18 protein-coding genes are annotated in these 23,200 nt (G+C 70.6%); 8 read left to right on the top strand and 10 right to left on the bottom strand.

The features are described 5' to 3' along the window. Both VB080_RS14185 and VB080_RS14180 read left to right on the top strand, forming a co-directional pair. Complete coding sequence (locus VB080_RS14185; RefSeq protein WP_323419108.1) at positions 1 to 1,257, top strand: CehA/McbA family metallohydrolase; 1,257 nt, start codon at positions 1 to 3, stop codon at positions 1,255 to 1,257. A 17-nt stretch (positions 1,258 to 1,274) separates the two neighbouring features. Next, on the top strand, positions 1,275 to 4,034 hold the full coding sequence (locus VB080_RS14180; RefSeq protein WP_323419107.1) for a hypothetical protein: 2,760 nt from the start codon (positions 1,275 to 1,277) through the stop codon (positions 4,032 to 4,034). A gap of 452 nt (positions 4,035 to 4,486) precedes the next feature. On the opposite strand, the gene VB080_RS14175 is transcribed toward VB080_RS14180, so the two are convergent. The 5 genes from VB080_RS14175 to VB080_RS14155 form a co-directional block, all read right to left on the bottom strand. After that, on the bottom strand, positions 4,487 to 5,320 hold the full coding sequence (locus VB080_RS14175; RefSeq protein WP_323419106.1) for an aldo/keto reductase: 834 nt from the start codon (positions 5,318 to 5,320) through the stop codon (positions 4,487 to 4,489). 132 nt (positions 5,321 to 5,452) lie between these two features. Continuing rightward, positions 5,453 to 5,650, bottom strand: coding sequence for a hypothetical protein (locus VB080_RS14170; RefSeq protein ID WP_323419105.1), 198 nt, complete (start codon positions 5,648 to 5,650; stop codon positions 5,453 to 5,455). Beyond that, positions 5,647 to 5,793, bottom strand: a complete 147-nt coding sequence (locus VB080_RS14165) for a hypothetical protein (RefSeq protein WP_323419104.1) — start codon at positions 5,791 to 5,793, stop codon at positions 5,647 to 5,649. The genes VB080_RS14170 and VB080_RS14165 overlap by 4 nt, the downstream gene beginning before the upstream one ends. Before the next feature lie 238 nt (positions 5,794 to 6,031). After that, entirely contained in the window at positions 6,032 to 8,473 is a 2,442-nt protein-coding gene (locus VB080_RS14160) for an ABC transporter permease (protein ID WP_323419103.1), read from the bottom strand. Next, a complete protein-coding gene (locus tag VB080_RS14155) occupies positions 8,473 to 9,222 on the bottom strand; it encodes an ABC transporter ATP-binding protein (RefSeq protein WP_416339646.1) in 750 nt (249 codons plus the stop codon). The genes VB080_RS14160 and VB080_RS14155 overlap by 1 nt, the downstream gene beginning before the upstream one ends. Before the next feature lie 407 nt (positions 9,223 to 9,629). On the opposite strand from VB080_RS14155, the gene VB080_RS14150 reads away from it, so the two are divergent. The 6 genes from VB080_RS14150 to VB080_RS14125 all read left to right on the top strand — a co-directional run bounded on the left by VB080_RS14150 (position 9,630) and on the right by VB080_RS14125 (position 16,491). Next, the gene (locus tag VB080_RS14150) at positions 9,630 to 11,003 is read left to right on the top strand and encodes an L-serine ammonia-lyase (protein ID WP_323419102.1); all 1,374 of its coding nucleotides are present in this window, start codon (positions 9,630 to 9,632) and stop codon (positions 11,001 to 11,003) included. Between the two features lie 157 nt (positions 11,004 to 11,160). Next, complete coding sequence (gene mgrA, locus VB080_RS14145; protein ID WP_323419101.1) at positions 11,161 to 12,201, top strand: L-glyceraldehyde 3-phosphate reductase; 1,041 nt, start codon at positions 11,161 to 11,163, stop codon at positions 12,199 to 12,201. A 460-nt stretch (positions 12,202 to 12,661) separates the two neighbouring features. Beyond that, positions 12,662 to 13,081: a hypothetical protein gene (locus VB080_RS14140; RefSeq protein ID WP_323419100.1), complete on the top strand. Its 420-nt coding sequence runs from the start codon at positions 12,662 to 12,664 to the stop codon at positions 13,079 to 13,081. Positions 13,082 to 13,116: 35 nt separating this feature from the next. Further along, entirely contained in the window at positions 13,117 to 13,737 is a 621-nt protein-coding gene (locus VB080_RS14135) for a signal peptidase I (RefSeq protein WP_323419099.1), read from the top strand. Next, entirely contained in the window at positions 13,730 to 15,616 is a 1,887-nt protein-coding gene (locus VB080_RS14130; protein ID WP_323419098.1) for a hypothetical protein, read from the top strand. The genes VB080_RS14135 and VB080_RS14130 overlap by 8 nt, the downstream gene beginning before the upstream one ends. After that, entirely contained in the window at positions 15,613 to 16,491 is an 879-nt protein-coding gene (locus VB080_RS14125) for a response regulator transcription factor (RefSeq protein WP_323419097.1), read from the top strand. The genes VB080_RS14130 and VB080_RS14125 overlap by 4 nt, the downstream gene beginning before the upstream one ends. 328 nt (positions 16,492 to 16,819) lie before the next feature. On the opposite strand, the gene VB080_RS14120 is transcribed toward VB080_RS14125, so the two are convergent. From VB080_RS14120 to VB080_RS14100, 5 genes are all read right to left on the bottom strand, one after another. Continuing rightward, complete coding sequence (locus VB080_RS14120) at positions 16,820 to 17,983, bottom strand: hypothetical protein (RefSeq protein WP_323419096.1); 1,164 nt, start codon at positions 17,981 to 17,983, stop codon at positions 16,820 to 16,822. Next, positions 17,980 to 19,617, bottom strand: a complete 1,638-nt coding sequence (locus VB080_RS14115) for a sensor histidine kinase (protein ID WP_323419095.1) — start codon at positions 19,615 to 19,617, stop codon at positions 17,980 to 17,982. The genes VB080_RS14120 and VB080_RS14115 overlap by 4 nt, the downstream gene beginning before the upstream one ends. 198 nt (positions 19,618 to 19,815) lie before the next feature. Then, on the bottom strand, positions 19,816 to 20,652 hold the full coding sequence (locus tag VB080_RS14110; RefSeq protein WP_323419094.1) for an ABC transporter permease: 837 nt from the start codon (positions 20,650 to 20,652) through the stop codon (positions 19,816 to 19,818). Next, a complete protein-coding gene (locus VB080_RS14105) occupies positions 20,649 to 21,500 on the bottom strand; it encodes an ABC transporter permease (RefSeq protein WP_323419093.1) in 852 nt (283 codons plus the stop codon). The genes VB080_RS14110 and VB080_RS14105 overlap by 4 nt, the downstream gene beginning before the upstream one ends. Next, positions 21,493 to 22,410, bottom strand: coding sequence for an ABC transporter ATP-binding protein (locus VB080_RS14100; RefSeq protein WP_323419092.1), 918 nt, complete (start codon positions 22,408 to 22,410; stop codon positions 21,493 to 21,495). Before VB080_RS14100 ends, VB080_RS14105 begins: the two co-directional genes overlap by 8 nt. Positions 22,411 to 23,200 lie beyond the last annotated feature (790 nt).

Genomic DNA, 23,200 nt, shown 5'->3' with positions numbered 1-23,200 from the left:
GTGACCATCACCCGGCATCGCTTCCTCGCCACGCCCGAACTGCAGAGCGAGGACCGCTACCACCGGCTACCGTTCGAGGTGCCCGCCGGTAGCCGGTCGCTGTCGGTGCGGCTGAGCTTCGACCCGTCGCTGGGCGGCATCGACCTGGGCTGTGAGGGGGCGGACGGCTGGCGCGGCTGGTCCGGCGGCGCCCGCACCGACTACGTGATCGGCACCGACGAGGCCACCACCGGCTACCTGCCGGGGCCACTGGAGCCCGGTGAGTGGCAGGTCGTGCTGGGCCTGCACCGGGTGCCCGCCCGGGGAGTCCCGGTCGAGGTGGAGATCGCGGTACCGGCCGACCGTCCGGTGGTGGCACCGCCGCAGGTGGCCCCGGCCGTCCGGCGGCTGCGGGGCAGCGACCGGGGGCTGCCGGCCGAGCCGGGGCTGACCTGGTACGCCGGCGACTTCCACGGCCACACCCTGCATTCCGACGGGGAGTTGCCGATCGGCGGACTGGCCGCGCTGGCGGTCGCCTCCGGGCTGGACTTCATGGCGGTCACCGACCACAACACGGTCAGCCACCACGCCCACCTGCCCGCCGAGGGTGCCCGGCACGGCATTGCCCTGCTGCCCGGGCAGGAGGTGACCACCCACCGCGGCCACGCCAATGCCTTCGGCGACATCGGCTGGATCGACTTCCGGCAGCCGGCTTTGGAGTGGGTGCGGACCGTTGCCGCCCGCGGCGGGACGCTGTCGATCAACCACCCGATCTCCGGGGACTGCTCGTGGCTGCACCGGCTGCCGCAGCGTCCGGCGGCGGTCGAGCTGTGGCACGCCACCTGGTACCGCGAGCTGATCTCCACCGCCCCGCTGGCCTGGTTCACCACCTGGCCAGCCGGCGCCACCCTGATCGGTGGCAGCGACACCCACCTGGTGCGCGAACCGCAGCGGCCGGGCACGCCCACCACCTGGGTGGCCGCCGAGGAACCGACCGCCGAGGCGATCCTGGCCGGCCTGGCCGCCGGACGGACCGCGATCACCGGCGCGGTGGACCACGACGGCGGGGTGCTGACACCCCGGCTCATGGACGCCCCCACCCTGTTGCGGGTGGCCGGCGAGCTGGTGGCCGTGGATGCCGAGGGCCTGCTGCTGACCGACGGACTGGGTCGCCGGCGTTCGGTCACCGCTGCCCGGCAGTCGTTTGCTGGCGAACCGTCCGAGGGCCCGTACTCCCTGATCAACCCCGACCGCACGATTCTCGCGCTGTGCGCCTGAGCGATCCAGGAAGCCCCATGCCCCACGAAGTCGTCATCGTCCCGCACACCCACTGGGACCGGGAGTGGTACGAGACCCATGACGTGTTCCGGCTGAAGCTGGTGCACATGCTCGACCGGCTGCTGGCCTCGATGGCGACCGAACCGCGCTACCGGTTCACCCTGGACGGCCAGTCAGCCGCCATCGACGACTATCTCGAGCTCCGTCCACAGGCCAGGGAAGCGGTATCGGCACTGGCGCGGCGCGGCCAGTTGGCACTGGGCCCGTTCCTGATCCTGCTGGACGAGTTCCTCTGCGACGGGGAGGCGATCGTCCGCAACCTCGAACTCGGCTTCCGTTCGGCGGCCCGGCTCGGTCCGGTGATGCCGGTCGGCTACCTGCCCGACATGTTCGGCCACAGTGCCCAGCTGCCCCAGTTCCTGCGTGGCTTCGGGATCCGGCATGCCGCGATGTGGCGCGGGGTGCCGGCCCGGGTCGACGTCCACGGCTTCGCGTGGGCGGCGCCGGACGGTTCGGTGGTGCGGGCGGAGCACCTGTTCGACGGCTACGGTTCGGCGATGGACCTGTTCGCCGTCCCCGGCCGGCTCGGCGAACTCGCTGCTGACTACGCTGAACGCACCACCACCTGGTACCGCGGCGACCCCGTCCTGGGAATGCTCGGCACCGACCACTACGCCCCGCCGTCCGATCTGCTGGAAATCATCGATGCCGCCGCCGGCGACGTGCGGTTCAGCGTCGCCACGCTCGGCGAGTACCTGCAGCAGGTCGCGCCCGACTGGCACGCCGGGGACGAGACCGCCCTGGCCGGGCTGCCGCGGGTGGACGGTGAGTTGCGGTCCCACTCCCGCGGCAACCTGCTGCCGGGGGTGTACTCGATCCGCACCAACCTCAAGCAGGCGATGGCTGACGCCGAACGCGCGCTGACCGTGGCCGAGCGGCTGGACGCCGCCTTCGGGGTGGACGACCACCAGGGGTTCTTCGACCGCGGCTGGTACCAGCTGGTGGAGAGCACCGCGCACGACTCGGTGACCGGCTGCGGGATCGATCCGACCGCCACCGAAGTGGCCGGCCGACTGGAGATCGCTGCCAGCGTGGCACGCGGAGTGACCGTGCGCACCCTGGACCGGATCGCCGCCTCGGTGCCTGCCGGGACGCCGGTGGCCATCAACCCCGCCGGCTTCGCCCGGCGGGCGCACGTCGAGCTGACCCTGACCGATCCCGCCTCACAGCAACTGGGCAGCGGCGTGCAACTGCTGGCCTCCCTGCCCGAGGTGCTGGGCGACGAGCTGATGACCAGTGCCGAACTGCCGAAGCTGCTGCACCGAATCCATGGCCGGGAGCTGTTCGGCCAGCTGATCAACCACTGGTCGTTCAGCGCAGACGGGCTGCGCTTCGAGGTGGCCGAGTCCGCGATCGGGCAGTTCGACCTGGCCGGGTTCACCGCGCAGCTGCAGACCCGGATCGACGCCGACCCCGACGGGCAACGCCGCTGGCGGGTGCAGACCATCGCCGCCCCGCGGCGCACCGCGCTGGTCGGGGTGGACGTCCCGGGGCTGGCACTGACCCCGATCGAACTGGCGCAGGCCCGGAGCAGCGATGACCCGGTGGAGGTGGGCGAGCGCCGACTGGCCAACCGGCAACTCGTCGCCGAGGTGGCCGCCGACGGCACGGTACGGATCGAGGCCGCCGACGGCACCGTGCTGGACGGCGCCCTGCAACTGGTGGACGAGGGCGATCGCGGCGACAGCTACAACTTCGGCCCGGTGGCCTCCGACAGCGCCGTGTCGTCTCCTGACCGGGTGGAGGTCAGCGTGCTGGAGACCGGTCCGCTGCGCGGCCGGCTGCTGGTGCGGCGGCACTACACGATCCCGGCACGGCTGGACCAGGCCGATCCCGATCGGCGCTCGGCCGAACTGGCCGGCCTGGCGGTCGACACCGTCCTGGAACTGCGCGAGGGCGAGCCGCTGCTGCGGGTGACCATGGACCTGGTCAACCAGGCCTGCGACCACCGGCTGCGGGTGCTGGTGCCGGCCGGCCCGGCCGGCCTGCCGGGGTCGGCGGCGGCCGGGCAGTACGGGGTCACCGAACGTGGCCGGCTGGGCGAGGGCGGCTGGGGGGAGTATCCGCTGCCCACCTATCCGGCAGCGCGGTTCGTCCATGCCGGGCACACCAGCCTGCTCCTCACCAAGCACTCCGAGTACGAGGTGGTGACCGCCGGTGAGCAGGACCTGCTGGCGCTCACCCTGCTGCGCGCCGTCGGGATGATGAGCGTCAACGTCCATCCGCTGCGGGACGAGCCGGCCGGTGGGGAGTTCCCCGTCCCCGGCGCGCAGTACCTGGGCGTCGGAGTGCGGACGGCGTTCGCGATCCTGCCGTCCGCCACCGGCTGGGAGGCTGCCGGCGCCGCCCGCTGGAGCGAGTTGCTGCGGGTCGAGCCGCTGGTGGTGCTGGGTCGGCTGGGCGGTCCGGCCGTGGTGGGCGGCGTGGCCGGGGCCGGTGGCGCGGCGGACGGCATCGAGCTGCCCGGCCGTCCGGCGATCGAGGTGGCCTCCGACGTCGTGCTGGAGTCGTTGCGTAAGGTTCCCGCCGCGGACGGCACCACCTGGGAGGCCCGGTTCGTCAACTACCGGCACCAACCGCAGCAACTGGCAGCGTCCGTGGCCGGCCGCTGGGACCGCACCGACCTGGCCGGCAACCTGATCGAGGCCGATGTCGACCTGGCCTGGTTCAGCATCGGCGCCAGCCGGATTGAGACCTTCCGCCGCCGCGCTCTCTAGCGGCCTTCCGCCGCCGCGCGCTCGGTGGGCACTGGCCAGCCCTCTGCCCGGCCCTCCTGGCACCGCCGGTCGCTGCCGGGATGCCTGACTGCCGCCTTCGCGATGTCCACCTCAAATCGGGGCACCGCCGGTCGCGCGTGGATGCCTGACTGCCGCTGTGCGTCAGCCCTCAGGCTGAATCACAAACCGGGCGAATTCGGCCAGTCGTCGACACTATCCACGCGGGTGGCCTGATCTGCCCGGTTTGTGCACCTCCCGGCCGGGGTCGACGGCGATGCGGGTGAACAACAGCCCACCTTCTCCCCAGCAGAAACCGGTCAGTAGAGGCCAGGCGCGTGGATAATCCACTCGTCCTGCCAAAATCACCCGGTTTGTGCAGGACTTCGGGTGGATAGTGCCGGGGATCAGTGCGGCAAGGGGGCCACCGTGGTCACGGCTCCGGGCAGCAGACCTCAGAACTCCTCGTGGCTGGCCGGGTCGGCGCCAAACAGGCGTCCGTCAGGGCGTCCGAGGGCTGTGATCGCCGCCACCTGGTCATCGTCCAGGCTGAAGTCGAAGACCGCCAGGTTCTCCTGCTGACGTTCAGCCGACGCCGCCTTGGGCAGCGGGACGGTGCCCAACTGGACCTGCCAGCGCAGCACGATCTGGGCGGGCGTTCGGCCGTGGGCCTCGGCGATTCCGGTGATCACCGGATCCCCGAAGATCTCCCGTCCCCGTCCCAGCGGGCTCCACGACTCGGTGCGGATGCCCCGGTCGGCGTTGGCCTGCCGCTGTTCGACCTGCGGGAAGTAGGGATGCAGTTCGACCTGGTTGACCGCCGGAGTGACGCCGGACTGGGCGATCACCTGGTCGAGGTGCTCGGGCAGGAAGTTGCTGACGCCGATGGAACGCAGCAGGCCCGCGCGCTGCAGATCGACCAACGCCTGCCAGGCCTCGGCGTAGCGGTCGACGCTCGGGTTCGGCCAGTGGATCAGGTAGAGGTCGAGATGGTCCACCTGCATCCGGTACAGCGACTCGTGGACGCAGCTGATTGCCGCCTCGTAGGCGTGATGCCGTCCGGGAAGCTTGGACGCGATCATGATCTCGTCCCGGGGGACGCCCGAGCGTCGCACCGCCTCACCAACCGCGCCCTCGTTGTCGTAGTTCATCGCGGAGTCGATCAGCCGGTAGCCGGTGCGCAACGCGCTGACGATCGCGTCGACGCCGTCGGGCCCGCGGAGCGGATAGGTGCCGAAGCCGAGCGCAGGCAGCTGGTGGCCGTCGTTGAGGGTGTAGCTGGGAATCATGGTCCGACGCTAGCCTTCAACAGCTCTTTCGGCCACCCACCCCCGACATCGTCACCGGGAGCGCGCTCACCTGGCTCAACTCCGAGTTTGTGCACGGTCTTCGGTGCACTAACTCGGAGTCAATGCCTCGGTTCAGCGATCAGAGGCAGGAACGTAGCGGGTGGCCCGGCCAGCACCGACATCCCTCAGCAGGCCGGCGTCCACCAGGGCTCTGAGGGTCCGCTGGCGGGTGCGGCGCGACGCCTCGGGAAGGAGCGCGGCCGCCTCGGCGAGGGATACCAACCCTTCCCGGACGGCGTAGTCCAGCAGCACCGCCTGGTCGGCGGTCACCCGGACCTCTCGGCCGGGAGCAGATCGCCGATCGTCAGCGCATGCAGGTGCAGCAGATCAGCGGTCGAGATCAGGTTGGGGATGGCCGGATGGGCGCGTACCCACTCCCAGGCGCGCGCACAGTTCCCCGCAGACCCGATCACTTCTGCCCGACACAAACCGGGCAATCCAGAGGGCTTGAGTACATAATCCACACGCCCGCCCGAAATCACCCGGTTTGTGCACCTCCCGGCCGGGGTCGACGGCGATGCGCCGACCAACAACCCACCCTCTCCCCAGCAGAAACCGGGCAGCAGAGGCCACGCGCGTGGATAATCCACTCGTCCTGCCTGAATCACCCGGTTTGTGCGGACGCCTGGGACGGTGGGGCGCTTTCCCGGCTCAGACGTCGGCGAGCGCCTCGGTGGGGGACGCCGTGGCCGCCCGCCGTCCGGGCAGGACGGAGGCCAGCGCCGCAGCCACCACCGCGATCACCAGCATGCCGAGGGTCTGCGGCAGGTCGATCGCCAGCCGGTGCTGGGCACCGTCCACCGTGGCGGTCAGGGCGGTGGCACCCAGCCAGCCGAAGAACACGCCGGCAGCGATCCCCACCAGCACCCCGACACCGGCCAGCAGCAGGGCCTCGATCAGCAACATCACCCGTAGTGAGCGGGTCTGCAGGCCGAGCGCCCGCAACAGCGCCGACTCCCGGGTGCGCTCGATCACCGACAGCCCCAGGGTGTTGCTCACCCCGACCAGGGCGATCAGCACAGCCACCGCGAGCAGCGCCGTGGTGATCAGCAACAGCAGGTCGAGCACCTGCTCGATCTGGGCGGCCTCCACCACGCCACCGGTGACGGCGAACTGATCGCCGGCCAGGTCGAGGATCTGTCCCACCGCCGAGATCGCCTGACTGCGATCCGGGATCGAGAGCCACACCAGGGCGTCCGGCAACGCGCCGCCCAGCTTCTGCAAGGTGGCCGCGGAGACCATCACCTGGCCGACCTCCAGCAGCCGCGACCGGGTGAGGGTGAGGTCGACGCTGCCCTGGGTGGTGCTCAGGGTGACCCGCTGGCCGTCCTCAGCGGCCTCCGCCCGGCTGGAAACCAGGATCTGATCGTCGCCGAGGCTGGCCGGCGCGCCGACCGCCACCTGGACGATCGCCGGGTCGAAGCCGATCACCATCAGGCCTTCGTAGCGCTCAGAAGCCCGGGTGAAGTCGGCCGTCCCGACGCTGAGGGAGGCCACGCCGTCCACCCCGGGCACCTGGGCGAGTTGCGCGCGCAGGTCGGCCGGAACGGCAGCCTCCAATCCCCAGGCGTGCACCGCGGCATCCACCGGACGGCGCTGGTCGATCTCGCTCAACAGGCTGGCGCGGACGCTGGCCGTCCCCACCTGCAGCGTGACGATCAGCCCGACCGCCAGCATCAGCGCGGTCGCGGTGGCGGCCGCCCGCCGTGGATTGCGGACGGAGTTCTGCGCGGCCAGCCGCGGGGTGACGCCCAGCGGGGCGACCAGCGAACCCAGCCCGCGCAGCAGCCGGGGGACGAACAGCGGCGCACCGAACAGGACGCCGAGCGCCAGCAGCGCGCTGCCGGCGATGGCGAGCAGCAGCGGGTCATCCTGGGTGAGCGAACCCAACGCCACCGCCAGCCCGCCCGCCACCAGCACCCCGCAGACCACGCCCCGTACCCAGCCCGCCCGGCGGCGTTCATCGCTGGAGAGCTCGGGCTGCAGCGCCTCCAGCGGACGCACCCGCGTCCCCCGTAGCACCGGGAAATAGGCGGCCACCACGGTGATCAGCAGCCCGGCGGCGAAGGCGACCGCCAGTTCGGAGGCCGGCAGCGCCAGGCCCCAGTACAGCGAGCCGGTGATCGCCGCACCGATCGCAGCCAGCCCGATGCCCAGCAGGATCCCCAGCCCAGCCCCGATCACGCCGAGCGCGATCGCCTCGGCCAGGTAGCGGTTGCGGACCTGGGAGGCTGCGGCGCCGACCGCACGCAGCAACCCGATCTGGCGGCGGCGCTGAGCGAGCAGGATGGTGAAGGTGTTGGCGATGGTGATCATGCCGACCACTGCGGCGATTGCGGCGAACACCCACAGCAGGTTGCGGAAGGCCTGGAAACCGTCGGTCAGATCCTCGACGGCCTTGGCTCGGATCTCGGCCGCCGACTGCACCGTGGCGCCCGGCGGAACCACCGGCTTGACCGCGCCGACCAACTGGTCGAGGCCGACCCCCGGCGTGCCGCGGACCAGCCAGGTTCCCGAGCCCGTATCTGGATCGACGTGGTAACGGTCGAAGGCCTCGCGGGCCAGGTAGCCGGTCTGGACGAAGAGCGAGTTCGGCTCGCCGGTGAGCCCGACCACGGTGTACCCGAGGTCATCGAGCCCGGACGCGATGGTGTCGCCGATCGCTGCCTTCAGCGCCCCCGCGGCACCGCGGGAGAGAGTGATCTCGTCGGCGCGCTCGGGCCAGCGTCCGTCCACCAGGTGTGACCAGCGGAAGGGCTCGGAGGGCAACCCGATCAGGTTGACCAGCACGGTGTTGCGGTCGTGCGTCAATCCATCCGACGTGGTCAGGCTGGCCTCGGCCGCCGCCACCTGCGGCACCCCGGCCAGAGTGTCGCGCAGGTCCGGTGGCGTGTCGCCCTCCCAGCTCTCCAGGGTGACCACCGCGTCCGCCCCGGCGATCGGCAGCGACTGCTGGCGTTCCAGCCCGTTCTGCTCGGTGGCGACGATCACCGAGGATCCGGCCATGAAGGCGACGCTGATCGCGATCGCGAGCACGGTGGCGACGAACCGTGAGGGGTGGTATCGCAACTCCCGTAGAGCCTGGCGCAGCATCAGGCCCCCAGCCCGGTCATCGCAGCCAGGACGCGGTCGGCGTGCGGGTCGAGGAAGTCGTCCACCACCCGGCCGTCGCTCAGGATGACCGCGCGGTCGGCGTAGGCCGCGGCGTTCGGGTCGTGGGTGACCATCACGATGGTCTGGCCGAGGCTGAGGGTGGCCGTCCGGAGCTGGTTGAGCAGGTCGGTTCCGGCGCGGGAGTCGAGGGCGCCGGTCGGCTCGTCGGCGAACAGCACCTTCGGACGGGTGATCAGGGCGCGGGCGATCGCCACCCGCTGCTGCTGCCCGCCGGAGAGCTGGGACGGCAGGTGCCGCAGCCGGTCGCCCAGCCGCAGCGAGTCGACGATCCCGTCGAACTCGGCGGGATCGGCCCGGCGTCCGGCCAGGTCGAGCGGGAGCAGGATGTTCTCCTTCGCGGTCAGGGTAGGCAGCAGGTTGAACGCCTGGAAAACGAACCCCACCTGGTCGCGGCGGACGGCGGTGAGCTCACGGTCGCGCAGCCCGGTGATCTCGGTGCCGCCCAGATAGACCTGCCCGGAGGTGGGCCGGTCCAGTCCCGCCAGGCAGTGCATCAAGGTGGACTTCCCCGAGCCCGAGGGGCCCATGATCGCGGTGAACGAGCCGGGCCGGAAGCCGACCGTCACGTGGTCCAGGGCTCTCACGGCGGCCTCTCCGGAGCCGTAGATCTTGGTCAGGTCCACCGCCTGGGCGATGGTCTCGGGCAGGGTGGGAGCAGTCGCAGTCACGTCGTCCAACCTAGGTGCGGGCTGTGTGCCGGGCATCCTCCCGGACGGCACACCCGATCGTCCGTTCGGACGATTCAGGCTCATCGGTGGAGGCCCGCCAGCCGCCCGGGCGCCACAAGCGGCGAGGCCCTGCGCCTGCCGTGCAGTCGAGCAGGACGACCCCGACCACGTCCCGCCGACTCGCGCGCGCCCCGCGTTGGGCCGGCGATCGATGACCTCCTCCCCGACGCCGTCCACCTGCCGGGAGAGGTCCGGTCGGAGTTCGTACTGCGCGCTGCCCGTGAGGACAGCCCGCCCTGCCCACGCAGTCCCGGGCTCTCCTCGCGGTCGGCAGGAGGCCCGGGCCGCCGAACAACGGCACCGCCGACAGACGACTCCGCTTCGCAGTCCGGCAGTAGGCTCATGGTGTGGCGCTGAGCGTCTTCGAATTGTTCAAGGTCGGGATCGGGCCGTCGTCGTCCCACACCGTGGGGCCGATGCGTGCTGCGGTGACCTTCCTCGCCGCCTTGGCCGAGGGTGGCCTCCTGCAGCGAGTCGCCCGGGTGAAGGTCGAGCTGTTCGGTTCACTGGGCGCGACCGGTCACGGCCACGGCAGCGTGCCGGCGGTGATCCTCGGCCTGCTGGGCGAACACCCCGAGACTGTCGACCCGCGGTTGTGCCAGCCGACCCTGGCAGCCGTCCGGGAGCGGAAGTCGCTCGACCTGCCCGGGTGCGGGCCGATCCGGTTCGACCCGGACGAGGACGTCGTGCTGTACCGCCGGCGTTCGCTGCCGACCCATTCCAACGGGATGATCTTCTCCGCCTGGGACGCTGCCGGAACCCAGCTCGCCAGCCGCCGCTACTACTCGGTGGGCGGCGGTTTCGTCGCCGACGAGCGGCTGGAGGGCCCCGGCCGGATCATTCCCGACCCGACAGTCGTGCCGCACCCGTTCGCTTCCGGCGCCGAGCTGCTCGACCAATGCCGGCTGACCGGCTTCTCGGTCGGACGGTTGGTGCGCGAGAACGAACGCGCCTGGCGCACCGACGCCGAGATCGACGCCGGCCTGTTGCAGCTGTGGTCGGTGATGGAGGAGTGCATCGCCAACGGGCTGAGCACCGAGGGCCTGCTGCCCGGCGGGCTGCACGTCCGGCGCCGCGCCCCCGAACTGCTGCACCGGCTGGAATCCGAGGGCGACGACCACGACCCGCTGCGCGGCATGGACTGGATCACGCTTTACGCCCTGGCTGTCAACGAGGAGAACGCCGCCGGTGGCCGGGTGGTGACCGCGCCCACGAACGGTGCCGCCGGGGTGATTCCCGCGGTGCTGGAGTACTACACCCGGTTCGTGCCCGGGGCAGGCGACCGCGGGGTGATCCGGTTCCTGCTCACCGCGGGCGGGATCGGCGCGATCATCAAGGAGCAGGCGTCCATCTCGGGCGCCGAGGTGGGCTGCCAGGGCGAGATCGGCGCCGCCTGCTCGATGGCCGCCGCGGGGATGGCCGCCGTGATGGGCGGCACCCCGGCCCAGGTCGAGAACGCCGCCGAGATCGGGATGGAGCACAATCTGGGCCTGACCTGCGATCCGGTCGGCGGGCTGGTGCAGATCCCCTGCATCGAGCGCAATGCGATCGCCGCCGTGAAGGCGATCACCGCCGCCCGGACGGCGCTGCGCGGCGATGGCACCCACATCGTCTCCTTCGACAACGTGCTGAAGACGATGCGCCAGACCGGCAAGGACATGAGCATCAAGTACAAGGAGACCGCCCGCGGCGGCCTGGCGGTCAACGTCATCGAGTGCTGACGCACTCCGCGAACGGCGGGCGCTCGCCAGGTGACGCGATTCTGCACCTCGAAGGCTCGAAAGCCTCGTTCCAGGCCCCTGAACACCATCGAGGTGCCAGATCCCGTCACCACCGGCTCCGCCGGATAGGCTCGGATCAACCACGAAGGGGAAGCCGATGCCGATTCTCGACCAGTTCCACGCCGATCCCGCCCGCTACGACGGACGGATGCCGTACCGCGCCCTGGGGCGCAGCGGGCTGAAGTTGCCGGCGGTCTCGCTGGGGCTGTGGCACAACTTCGGCGACGACGTGCCGTTCGAGCGGCAGCGGAACATCCTGCGGCGGGCCTTCGACCTCGGCGTCACCCACTTCGACCTGGCCAACAACTACGGCCCGCCCTACGGCAGCGCCGAGACCAACTTCGGCCGGCACTTCCGGGAGTCGTTGCGTCCCTACCGCGACGAACTCGTGATCTCGACCAAGGCCGGCTGGGACATGTGGCCCGGCCCCTACGGCGATCTCGGATCGCGCAAGTACCTGCTCAGCTCGCTGGACCAGTCGCTGGAGCGGATGGGGCTGGACTACGTCGACCTCTTCTACCACCACCACTACGACCCGACCACGCCGCTGGAGGAGACCCTCGGCGCGCTCGACACCGCGGTGCGGCAGGGCAAGGCCCGCTACGTCGGCATCTCGTCCTACTCCGCCGAGCGCACCCGCGAGGCGGCGACGATCGCAGCCGACCTGAGGCTGCCGCTGGTGATCCACCAGCCGTCCTACTCGTTGCTCAACCGCTGGGTCGAGGGCGGGCTGCTGGATGCGACCGCCGAGGCCGGTATGGGCGTGATCGCGTTCTCGCCGCTGGCGCAGGGGATGCTGACCGACAAGTACCTGGCCGGCGTGCCCGCCGACTCCCGCGCAGCTCAGCACAAGTCGCTGTCGACCGACTTCCTCACCGAGCAGACCCTCGGCCACATCCGGGCGCTCAACCAGCTCGCCACCGGACGGGGGCAGTCCCTGGCCCAGCTGGCGATCGCCTGGGTGCTGCGGGATCCCCGGGTGACCTCTGCCCTGGTCGGTGCCTCGTCGGTTGCCCAGTTGGAGAACAGCCTGGGCGCCCTGACCAACCTCGACTTCACCGCCGAGGAACTGGCCGCCATCGACGCCCACGCCGTCGACGCCGGGATCAACCTCTGGGAGGGTCCGAGCACCGCCTAAAGGGCCCGCCGTTCGGGACCCACCGGCAGCCACGCCGCCGTTCGAGGACCATCGCCTGGAGTCCTGCGGGCCTCACTAGCCCACCGGCCGACTCCCCCGGAGGCCGGCGGCCAGCCCCCGGGCTCCGGCCGCTTGCCGCACCCCGGGGCCAGCTCACCGGGGCGGGCCGTCTTCCTCTCCGGGCAGACCGCTTGTCGCACCCCCGGGGGGCCAGTTCCTGCCGTTGCGCCCCGGCCTGTTCGGTGCGCTGCTGCCGGCTCACGACCTCAACCCGCACCTCATCCGCGCACCCACTGCTCGGCACCCAGAACCCGGTTCCGAGAGATCCTCAGCCAACCCTGAGGCGGCCTTAGGGCAGACCTGAGGGTCGCTTGAGACCGGAACCCTAGATTCTCTGGCGAGGGGTGATCCAACCGGATCACAGCAAGCTCATCCATCACGAATCGGGGGTTCGTCCATCATGAAGTTCCAGAAGAAGAGCATCGTCGCCGTCCTGGCCGGCGTGGTAGTCGCCGGCGCGCTGAGCGCCTCGGCCGCCACCCTGGGTGGGGTCTACCGGGCACAGCTCGGAGGAGACACTGCCGGTGTCTCCTCGCCACTGACCAAGGGCGTCGACGTCTCTTGGGGCACCACCTACAACAAGACCGCCAAGGCCTACGTCGTCAACGGCGTCACGGTCGCGGCCCACGAGAAGACCGAGTCCATCCCGGCGAACGCGCAGGTCAGGTTGACCGTCACCGACGCCGACGGGGACGCACTCGGTGAGTTCACCAGCACCGACGGCGGCACCACCTGGAGCGCGACGTCGACGGCGATTCCGGCCGCCGAGGTCGAAGGCCTCGCCGTGGTGATCAACGGGACCAGCATCAGCATCGCCTGAGACCGGTTCGTTCAGCACGATTCTTGGGGGGAGCCATGGCCACGGGAGGGGTAGTCCTGGCCGCGGTTCCGGCGCCTGCGATCACCGAGGACGCCGGGGCTGCCGCCGCCACGTTGGGAGGGAGCGTGGCGGCGGCCCGGCCTCGCCGGGCCGGGCGCGTGGTGCGTACGGTGCTCGCGTGGCTCCTGCTCGCGGTCGCCGTTGTCGTCCTCTGGCCCGCACCGTGGGGCGGCACGCTCGGCCTGACCATCGTCTCCGGCCACTCGATGGAGCCGACCTATCACACCGGTGACCTCGTCCTGACTGTCCGGCAACCCGGCTACGCCGTGGGCGAGGTTGTCTCCTATGTCGTCCCCGACGGCCAGCCCGGTGCGGGCGGGCGGGTCATCCACCGCATCGTCGAGGCGGACGGCGGCACCGTCACCACCCGTGGCGACAACAATGCCGCCGCCGACCCGTGGACCTTCACCCCGTCCGACATCACCGGACGGGCTGTGCTGCAGCTTCCGGGGGTGGGCCTGCTGTGGAGTCCCACCGTCTTCCCATTCCTGATCGCGATCGTCATCGGTGCCCTGGTCACCATGCTGCTGTGGCCGTCCCGGCCCGATCCGGCGGACGCACCCGCCACCACCCCGGAGGAGGGCCCGGATGCGTAACCCGCGTCGCCTCGCCACGCTGGCCGTGGCCGGGCTCGGTGTGCTCGCACTCGCCGGGGTGGTCACCTCGTCGGCGGCGACCCTCGGCGGTGCCCTGCCGGCAGAACTCGGGACGGCAACAGCGGAAACCCAGCGCATCACGGGCGCCACCCTCGACTGGGCACCTGTCCGGTCCGGCGCGGACTGGACGGCCGACAGCGTCACCATTACCACTGACCCGGGTCAGAGCTTCCTCGCCGACGACCTGGTCAAACTCACCATCGACCAGGGCGATGACGGCAGCTGCCAGGTCTCCACCGCCGTGACGAAGGCCGCCACCGCCGTCACTGTCGGCAGCAGTGCCCTGCGCGACGCCTGCGGGACGGTCGCGTTCGACCAGATCGGCTCGATCGCCTTGTCGATCACCGGCGACGACCTGGCAGCGACCTTCACCGGCAGCCTGGGCGAGGTGCGCGGCAGCCTCGCCGCCTTCACCGGCGCGCTCGTCGATCCCGACACCTCCCTGCGCGGCAGCACCAGCTCCGCCACGGTGGACGGTGTCTCCTATCTCACCCAGCTGGTGGTCGAGGTGACCTCGGACGAGCTGGCGCCCGCAGACCTGGTCGGCACCCGGGTGCTCGCCTCGCTGTCCAGCTCCAGCGACGGGACCAGCCTCGACTACGCCGGGACGATCTCGCTGGACAGTTCCGCCCCCGTCCGGGTCGGCGCCGCCACCGGCGGGACCGCCGCCGCGACCGTCACCCTCGACCTGTCCGCCCTGGCCGACCAGGCCGGGACCGCGCGGCCGCGCGCCGCCGCGGTCGACCACTTCGCCGTCGTCCTCTCCTCGCCCCAGCATCTGGGGGCCAGCCTCGCCGGCGCTGCCGGCGACTACGCGATCGCGATGGCCGCCGGCAGCATCGACAGCGGCAGCAGTAGCGACGGCGACAGCGGGCCGACAGTCTCCTCCGCCCTCGACCCGGTCAGCCTCGACAACCGGCTCACGTACCAGTACTCGTCCGCGACGACGAACTTCGACAACAACAGCCTTGCGTTCTGCCACAGCTTCTCCGTCACCAACACCTCCAGCACTGCCATCGACTGGACCCTGACCTTCAACACCTCCTACGTGCCGCTGTGGGAATTCGACCCGACCGCATCCGGGGCGTTCAGCTCGGCATGGAACTGGGAGACGGTCTCCTACGACTCCACCACCCACCTGTGGACGATCCGCGGCACCGGCCAGCTGCGCACCCTGCAGCCCGGTGCGACCCTGAACAGCTTCGGCTTCTGCGTGAACAACGTCCCGACGCCACCGGTGGACCCGACCACGTTCTCCTCCGCGCTGAGCCTGAACGGGAGCTCCAGCCAGTGGTACGCCGCTCTCGATCTGCAGGTGACGAGCACCAGCCACTGGAACGTCCCCTGGGAGATCACCGTCGACCTCGGTGACTACCTGTGCCCGGCCGGGCTCACCGACCGTCAGCTCACCTGGAGCGGGGGTGTCGAGGTCGCCAGCTCGCAGGGCACCGTGTACACGCTGCGCGGCCGGGTCGGCCAGAACACCCGGTTCGTCGCGGACGGGCGGCCCGTCAAGATCAGGACGCTGGTGTCCTACACCCCGGCCGGTGGCCGGTACCTGCTGCCCTGCAGCAGCGCGCTGCGCGTGGCCGCAGCAGCTTCCCAGCCGGCCGCAGCCACCACTGACCCGGCCAACTCGGCGGCCGAGTCGACGACGGACGCCACGGTTCCGGCGGCCGAGTCGACACCGACCGCCACTGCGACACCGCAGGCCAGCCCGCTGCCGTCCGCGGACGCCAGCCCGGCAGCCGCTGCCGAGAGCACCGCCGCTGCTGACGCCACATCGGCAGCCGACCCGACACAGGAGGACGATGCATGACAGCCGCGCTGGTTCCGCCTCCGGCCCCTGGCGAGGGGTTTCGCACGGTGTTCTGGGATATCATCACCGACGTCACCACCCCACCCTTCGAGCGGGCGAGAACGTCAGGGGAGAACGCCGTGGACGAGCGCATCGCCGTTGTCATCGAGGACGACGCCGACATCAGGTCGCTGGTCGCCGATGTCCTCGAACAGGCCGGCTTCGAGGTACACACCGCTGCCGCGGGCCTCCCGGGCATCGACCTGGTCCGCCAGCACAATCCGGTTGTGACCACCCTGGACGTCTCCATGCCGGGCATGGACGGCTTCGAGGTCGCCAAGCGGATCCGGGCCATCAGCCCGACCTACATCGTCATGCTGACCGCACGAACGGACGAGATCGACACCCTCCAGGGGTTGCAGTCCGGTGCCGACGACTACCTGACCAAACCGTTCCGTCCCCGCGAGTTGCGGGCCCGGGTGGAGGCGATGCTACGGCGACCGCGGCTGGTCGCCTCCCAGCCCACGCCGGCCTCCGACCCCGCGCCCTCCTCCGACGCCGCAGCCACCGGCTGGCTGGAGCACAAGGGCCTGCGCGCCCAGCCCGAGATGCACCTGGCCACGGTGGACGGCCGCGACCTCGACCTCACTCCCAGCGAGTTCGACATCCTTGTCGAGTTGCTGGGCGCCGGACGCCGGGTGGTCAGCAAGGCCGAACTCGCCCTGATGCTGCGGGGCGAGCGCGTGCACGGACTGGAGGCGTACGTCTCCGAGAACGACCTGCGGGCCATCGAGGTGCACATGGCCAACCTGCGCCGCAAGCTGGGCGAGTCGGCAACCGCGCCGCAGTGGATCGAGACCGTCCGCGGGGTGGGCTACCGGCTCACCGCCCGGTAGTCCCGGCCGCTGGGTGACCCTGGGCCGCTGACATCCAGGACGGTTCCTGCCGCACCAGTTCGTTCGTGACGAGAGCCTGTCTCCCCATCACTGGCCGTCGGGCAGCAGGCCACCCCTGGACGGGGAGACAGGCTCGACCACGGCCAGCAGCACGCCGCCGTTGATCCAGGCCACCCCTGGATGGGGAGGCATGCTGGCTACCTGGGGGACTGATGTGGTGCATGTGACGCGTGAGGCGCCCCTGCACCGCACCGGAACAGCCCCCGCCAGGACACCTGGCGAGCAGGACATGACCCACCGTGGGCGGGAAGGCGGTTCTCCCTGCCCATCAGGAAGCCAGGACGACGGCCGCGTCCGGGCTCTCGGCCGAGTGTCGCGCCGCCTCGTTGGAGACGTCGATGAGGGCGGAGGCCGCATAACCCACCACATCGGTCACGGCCACCCCCACGCCGATCACCGGAGTGACGGTGGCGCCGATCGACCCCACCTCGTCGATCACCCGTTGCTGCAGCCGCACTGCCAGGGAGCGGGCGTCCGACGCCGAGGTGACCGGCACCGCAAGCATCAGGCCGGCCGGCCCTTCTTCCCCCACCAGCCCCAGTGGTGGCGCGCCATGCAGCAGGCTGGTCCGCCACGCCTTCAGCAGTTCCGAGGCCTCGTGGGCCCCGAACGCGGTCGTGATCTGTGGCAGTTCGTCCATCCGCAGGGCGATCACGGCCAACCGGTCCCCGGCGCGCTCGCTGCGCGCGACCGCGCTCGCCAGCACCACGGCGAAGGAGCGGGCGTCGAGCAAGCCGTCGGCGTCCACGTCCAGGGTGGTCGTCCCGCCCCGCCCCCGCAGGGTGGACTCCGTGGCCCGCAGGACGGACATGGCCACCACCGCCGCGACAGTGAGCACGATCGTCAGGATGGAGGTGTTGGCGGTGTCGAACCAGCGCTCGAACAGGACCGAACCGGGGCCGGCGGCCAGGAAGACCACGGCCCGTGCCAGGTAGTAGACCGCTGCCAGGCCGAGCACCACCGTGATCGCTGCGGCGAGCGACTGCTTCCCGAGCACGCCGCGGCGGGACTCGACGGTGCCCAGTGCCGCCAGGATGCCGATAGACCAGAACATCACTGCCGCACCGGCCCAGTCTCCGCCTCCCGGACCGGCCAGGAGCGCCGCCAGTGCCGTGGCCGCGACGGCCGCACCCACCACGATGCCCGACAGCCGCACCGGGTGCTCGTTGAACCGGCGGCAGCCGAGCCACAGGCTGCCCATCGACAAGACGAAGGCGGCGTTGCCAATGCTGGTAGCGACCCACGCCCCGGGGACGTCGAGCGCCCACACCAGGTAGCAGAACGACGTCAGGATTCCCGCCAGGAAGGCCGCCGTCCAGATGCGGGCAGCCGGGCTGGCCTGGTGAACGATGGTCTCGATCAGGAACAGCACTCCTGCCACGATCACCACCACTGCTGTCACCAGGCTCATCGTGACCTGATCCACCATCATCGGCTTTCCCCCTTCGGGTTGTGCTCGGGTAGCCGTACCAGGAAGGTTGCACCCTCACCAAGGACGCTGCGAGCCGTGATCTCGCCGCCATGGGCCCGGACGATGTCGCGGCTGATCGCCAGTCCCAGTCCGTTGCCGTGCGTGGCGGTCTTGCGCACCGCGTCGCTGCGGAAGTAACGGTCGAACAATCGAGGCAGTTCATCCTGCGAGATCCCCGGGCCGTCGTCTCGGACGGCGATCCAGCTGTGCAGGCCGTCGCTGGTGCAGCCGACCCAGATCATGCCACCCTCGGCGGCGTACTTGATCGCATTCGACAGCAGGTTGTCGACCACCTGGCGCATCCGGTGGGCATCAGCCCACGCCTCGGCCCGCTCGACGCCGGTGGTGTCGATGGTCATCTGCCGTTCGGTTGCCCGCGGCAGGGCGGCCTCAACGGCGGCCCGCACCACCTCGCCCAGTTCGACCCTGGCCGGATCGATCGTGAGCGCCACCCCGTCACGCGACTCGGCCGCGGCGGCAAGGATGTCGGCGACGAGTTCGAGCAGGCGATCGGCACCGTGCTGGGCGATCTCCAGACGACGCCGGGTGGCGGTGTCCAGCGTCTCGTCCTCCAGAACCAGATCGAGGTAGCCGAGAATGGAGGTCAGCGGGGTGCGCAGTTCGTGTGACACCGACGCGATCAGGTCCTCGCGGGCCCGCAGCGCAAGCTGCTCGGCCGTCACGTCCTCCACTACGAAGATGGTTCCAACCTCGCCCCCCCGGGTGTCGTGGAGCCGCCGGGCGGACACCTTGAACGAGCGCCGGTCCTCACCAGGCGAACCCAGCCAGAACAGCTCGGCGTCGAACACCTCCCCCCGCTGCGCGCGAGCGAGTGGATGGTAGGTTGCCGGGACCGGTGTGAGTCCGTCCGCCGCGTAGGTGGCGCCACCGAGGTCGTCGTGAAGCCGCTGAAACCGGGTGAAGGCCTGGTTGGCCACGTCGATGCTCCCGTCGGCACCCAGCCGCAGCACGCCGAAGTCCACGGCGTCCAGGACGTCGGTGACCAGTTGCTCCTGCTGACGGGCACGCTCGGCAGTGCGCCGCAACGCCAGGGACTGCCGCTGGAGCAGGTCCCGCTGTGCCTCGGCGCGGCGGGCCATCACATGCGAGACGGCCGTGGTCCCGGCCAACAGCAGCGGGAACATCAGCAGCGACAGATTGGGCTGCTGTTCGGGGTCGATGAGGTTGATCGCCACGTAGGAAGCGCTGGCCACCAGGGCGGTCGGGATGCCGACGGCCAGCCCGAACGACCATGCCATCCACATCACGGGGATGACCCACAGCAAACCGAACCCGGAGACCGGCGCCCCGACACGCAAGAAGCCGATGGCGACGATGTCGAGGATGGCGAGCACGGCGGTCAGGCTGCGGGGAAGACGATCCCAGGGCATCGCGACGGCGCCGGTGGTGGCGATGAAGCCCAGGGTGGCGCCGATGACGACCGCCACCGGACTGCGGTACTCGCCGATCAGCAGCGCGAGCAGCGAACCCAGCAGTATCAGCGTGCCGAGCAGCAGGTGGATGGACACCGCGATCCGGGCGCGCCCGGTTTCGACGACGCGCGCCCGCCGCTCCTCGTACCCCACCAGAACCATGCCCAGACGGTATCGCGGCGGGCACCGGCAGCGTCGGCGCCGGGCTGAGCGTCCATCGCGAACCGTGAGGGACGGGTGGACCCCGTCGTGGGCGGAGCACCGTCCTCTTACCGCTGGTGGGAACCCGTCGTGGGCAGGCACCCTCCCGGGGCCTCAGCCTGAACCCCGCCAGACCTGCGAGTCAGCGCAGGAAGCGGGTCAGCGCAGGAAGAGCGCCCGCAGCCGCCGGGTGGTGAACGCGATCCCCGCCACCGACATCACCAGGAAGTAGCCGAGGTGCAACCAGGTGGAGGCCTCGAAATGCCCGATCGACAGCTGCCGCATCAACTCCACCCCGTGCCACAGCGGCAGCGCCATGATGAACCACTGCACCCCCTGCGGGAACACCGCGATCGGGAAGAGCGTGGACGAGAGCATGAACATCGGCAGCAGCGCGATGTTGATCCAGTCCATCTGCTGGAAGCTGGTGAAGTAGCTGGTGATCGCCATCCCGAGGGCGGCGAAACCCAGCGCGATCAGCAGCGCCACCGGGATCATCGCCAGCGCCCACCACGAGGTGGCCAGCCCCAGGATCGTGATCACGATGGTGAACCCGAGCGCGTACAGCCCGCCGCGGAACAGTGCCATGAAGATCTCGCCGAAGGCGACGTCGAGCGGGCCGAGTGAGGTGTTCAGCATCGCCTCGTAGATCCTGCCGAACTTCAGCTTGAAGAAGACATTCCAGGTGGAGTCGTAGATCGCGCCGTTCATGGCGGAGGTGGCCAGCAGCGCGGGTGCGATGAACGCCGGGTAGGGGATCATCTTCCCGCCCGGTCCCGGCACGTCGCCGATCAGCTGCCCCAGACCCCACCCCATGGCAAGCAGGTAGAGCACCGGCTCGAAGAAGCCGGAGACGATGATCACCCAGTTCTGGTTGCGGATCACCGCGAAGCCGCGCTCGACCACCGCCCAGCCGTGTCCGGACGAGTTGGACGCCAGCCAGCCGCGCAGGCCGCCCGGCCGGGCGAGTTCTCCGTCCACGACGTCGGCGCTCATCGTCCCAACCTCCGCACGAAGGTGCGGACGCCGAGCGCAGCCCCGGCCGCGCACAGCACCGCGAGGAAGGCCACGTGCCCGGCAATCTGCCAGGCCGGCAGCGGCAGACCGTAGGCGAAGACCCGGGCAACCTGGTTGCCGTGCCACATCGGCGAGATCCAGCCGATCCACTGCAGGTACCACGGCATCGAGTCGAGGGGGAAGAAGGTGCCGGCGAACAGGAACATCGGCATCACGACGAACCGCTGGATCAGCGAGAAGCTGTTGCCCTCGTCCTCCCGGGTGGCCGCGAAGGCCATCACCGGGGCGCCGAACGCCATCCCGGCCAGGGCACCGACGACCACCATCGGCCAGGAGCCGGGACCGGCCACTCCGAAGGCCAGCAGCACCAGCCAGAACGCCAGCCCCTGGGCCAGCAGCCGGATGGTGACGGCGGTCAGTTCCCCCAGCGCCACCTGGGTGGCACTGCCCGGGCTGGTGGCGCGGGCCCAGTAGAGCTTGCGCCACTTGAACCCCTCCATCACCGGGTAGGTCATTTCCTCGACCGCCGACATCACCACCGTGCTGATCAGCAGCCCCGGCCCGACGAAGGTCAGATAGGGCACGCCGTCCACCCCGCCGGCCGAAGCGTCCACCAGGGTGCCCAGGCCCAGTCCCATCGCGAGCACGTAGACCAGCGGGGTGAGCACGCTGGCGCCGAGCATCGCCGACCAGTAGGCGCGCATATTCTGCAGCCGCCACTCGGCCTGGTACCACCAGCCCCAGCGGCGGACGTTGCGCGCCTGCAGGTCCGCGGGCAGCGCCCGGCCGGAGCAGGCCAGGGCGTTGGAGTCGATCAGGTCAGTCAATGAGACTCCGTCCGGTCAGCCGGAGGAAGACGTCCTCCAGGGAGGAGCGGCGCACCAGCGAGGTGAGCGGGGTCAGTCCGCGCTCGCGGACCCGCTCCAGGGCGGACTCCCCGTCCTCGGTGTAGACCAGTACCCGGTCGGGCAGTACTTCCAGGCGTCCGATGTCGGCCAGCTCACCGACCAGGACGGCGTTGCGGTCCGAGCCGAACCGCAGCTCGAGCACCTCGCGGGTGGAGTACTGCCGGATCAGCGCGGCAGGGCTGCCCTCGGCGACGATCCTGCCGTGGTCCATCACGATCAGCCGGTCGCAGAGTTGTTCAGCCTCGTCCATGAAGTGAGTGGTCACGATCAGCGTGACACCCTGCTCCTTGAGCCGGAACAGCCGGTCCCACAGGATGTGCCGGGCCTGCGGGTCGAGGCCGGTGGTGGGTTCGTCCAGCAGCAGGATGCGGGGTTCGTTGACCAGCGCGCGGGCGATGGTGAGGCGCCGCTTCATGCCGCCGGAGAGGTTGTCGACCTTGGTGGTGGCCTTCTCGGTGAGCTGGGCGAATTCCAGCAGTTCGTCGGCCTTCGGGCGCAGGTAGGAGTAGGGCAGTCCGAAGTAGCGGCCGTACATGATCAGGTTGTCCCGGGCCCGCAACTCGGTGTCGAGGTTGTCCTCCTGGGGAACCACACCGAGGCTGGCCCGCACCTCGGGCCCGTTCACCTCGGGGTCGAGCCCGTTGACCAGCAGGGTGCCCGAGGTGCGCAGGCTGGTGCCGCCGATCATCCGCATGGAGGTCGACTTGCCGGCGCCGTTCGGCCCGAGCAACCCGAAGGACTCCCCTGGAGCGACCTCGAAAGAGATCTGGTCCACGGCCCGCACCTCGCCGTAGACCTTGGTGAGTTCACGGGCTTCAATCACAGGCACCCAGACACCCTACAAAGGCCCTCCGACAACGCCCGCCCACGCCAGTCGCCGGACGCGGCCGGTCCCGGGCCGTTCCGACACCGCCAGCCACCGGCCCCCGCCAATCCCCGGGCTCTGGTTCCCGCCAGCCGCCGGACGCGGCCGGTCCCGGGCCGTTCCGACACCGCCAACCACCGGCCCCCGCCAATCCCCGGGCTCTGGTTCCCACCAGTCGCCGGACGCGGTCGGACCCGGGCCGTTCCAACACCGCCACCCACCGGCTCCCGCCAATCCCCGGGCTCTGGTTCCCACCAATCCCCGGGTTCTGGTTCCCGCCAGCCGCCGGACGCGGTCGGACCTGCTCTGGCTCGGCCGTTCCTTGTCACCGGGTCCGGCGGACTCCCGGGCCAGCGGTAGACAACCGCCCTTCAGCCTGTCGTCTTTCTGCAGGTCGATGCCCGCATCTGGACTGATCCGGCCCCGTGACACCATCGACCTGCAGAAAAGCGACATATCTCCCGGGCGGCGGAGCAGGGAGAGGTGCCGCCCTCCCGAGAGGCCATCCCGTCCCACCACCGCCTGCGACCCGGAACCGTCCCCCGGCTTGCGGAACCGTCCCCAGATCCTGGCACGGCCGCGCCCTGTCACCACCCTCCCTCCGCAGCCACCACGGGCCGGCGCGGTGTGCTTCGAGCAGCCACGTCTGTCACCACCCTCCTTCCGGAGCCACCACCGGATCTCGGCTCGTCCTGCTCGGCAGGATCCGCGTTGTTCCGCCGGGGCGAGACCTGCCGCACCTCCACGCCCCGGA

The organism is Propionicimonas sp. (genome assembly GCF_034927565.1).
In the GTDB taxonomy this organism is placed as follows: domain Bacteria; phylum Actinomycetota; class Actinomycetes; order Propionibacteriales; family Propionibacteriaceae; genus Propionicimonas.
This window is presented reverse-complemented; position numbering and strand designations above follow the sequence as displayed.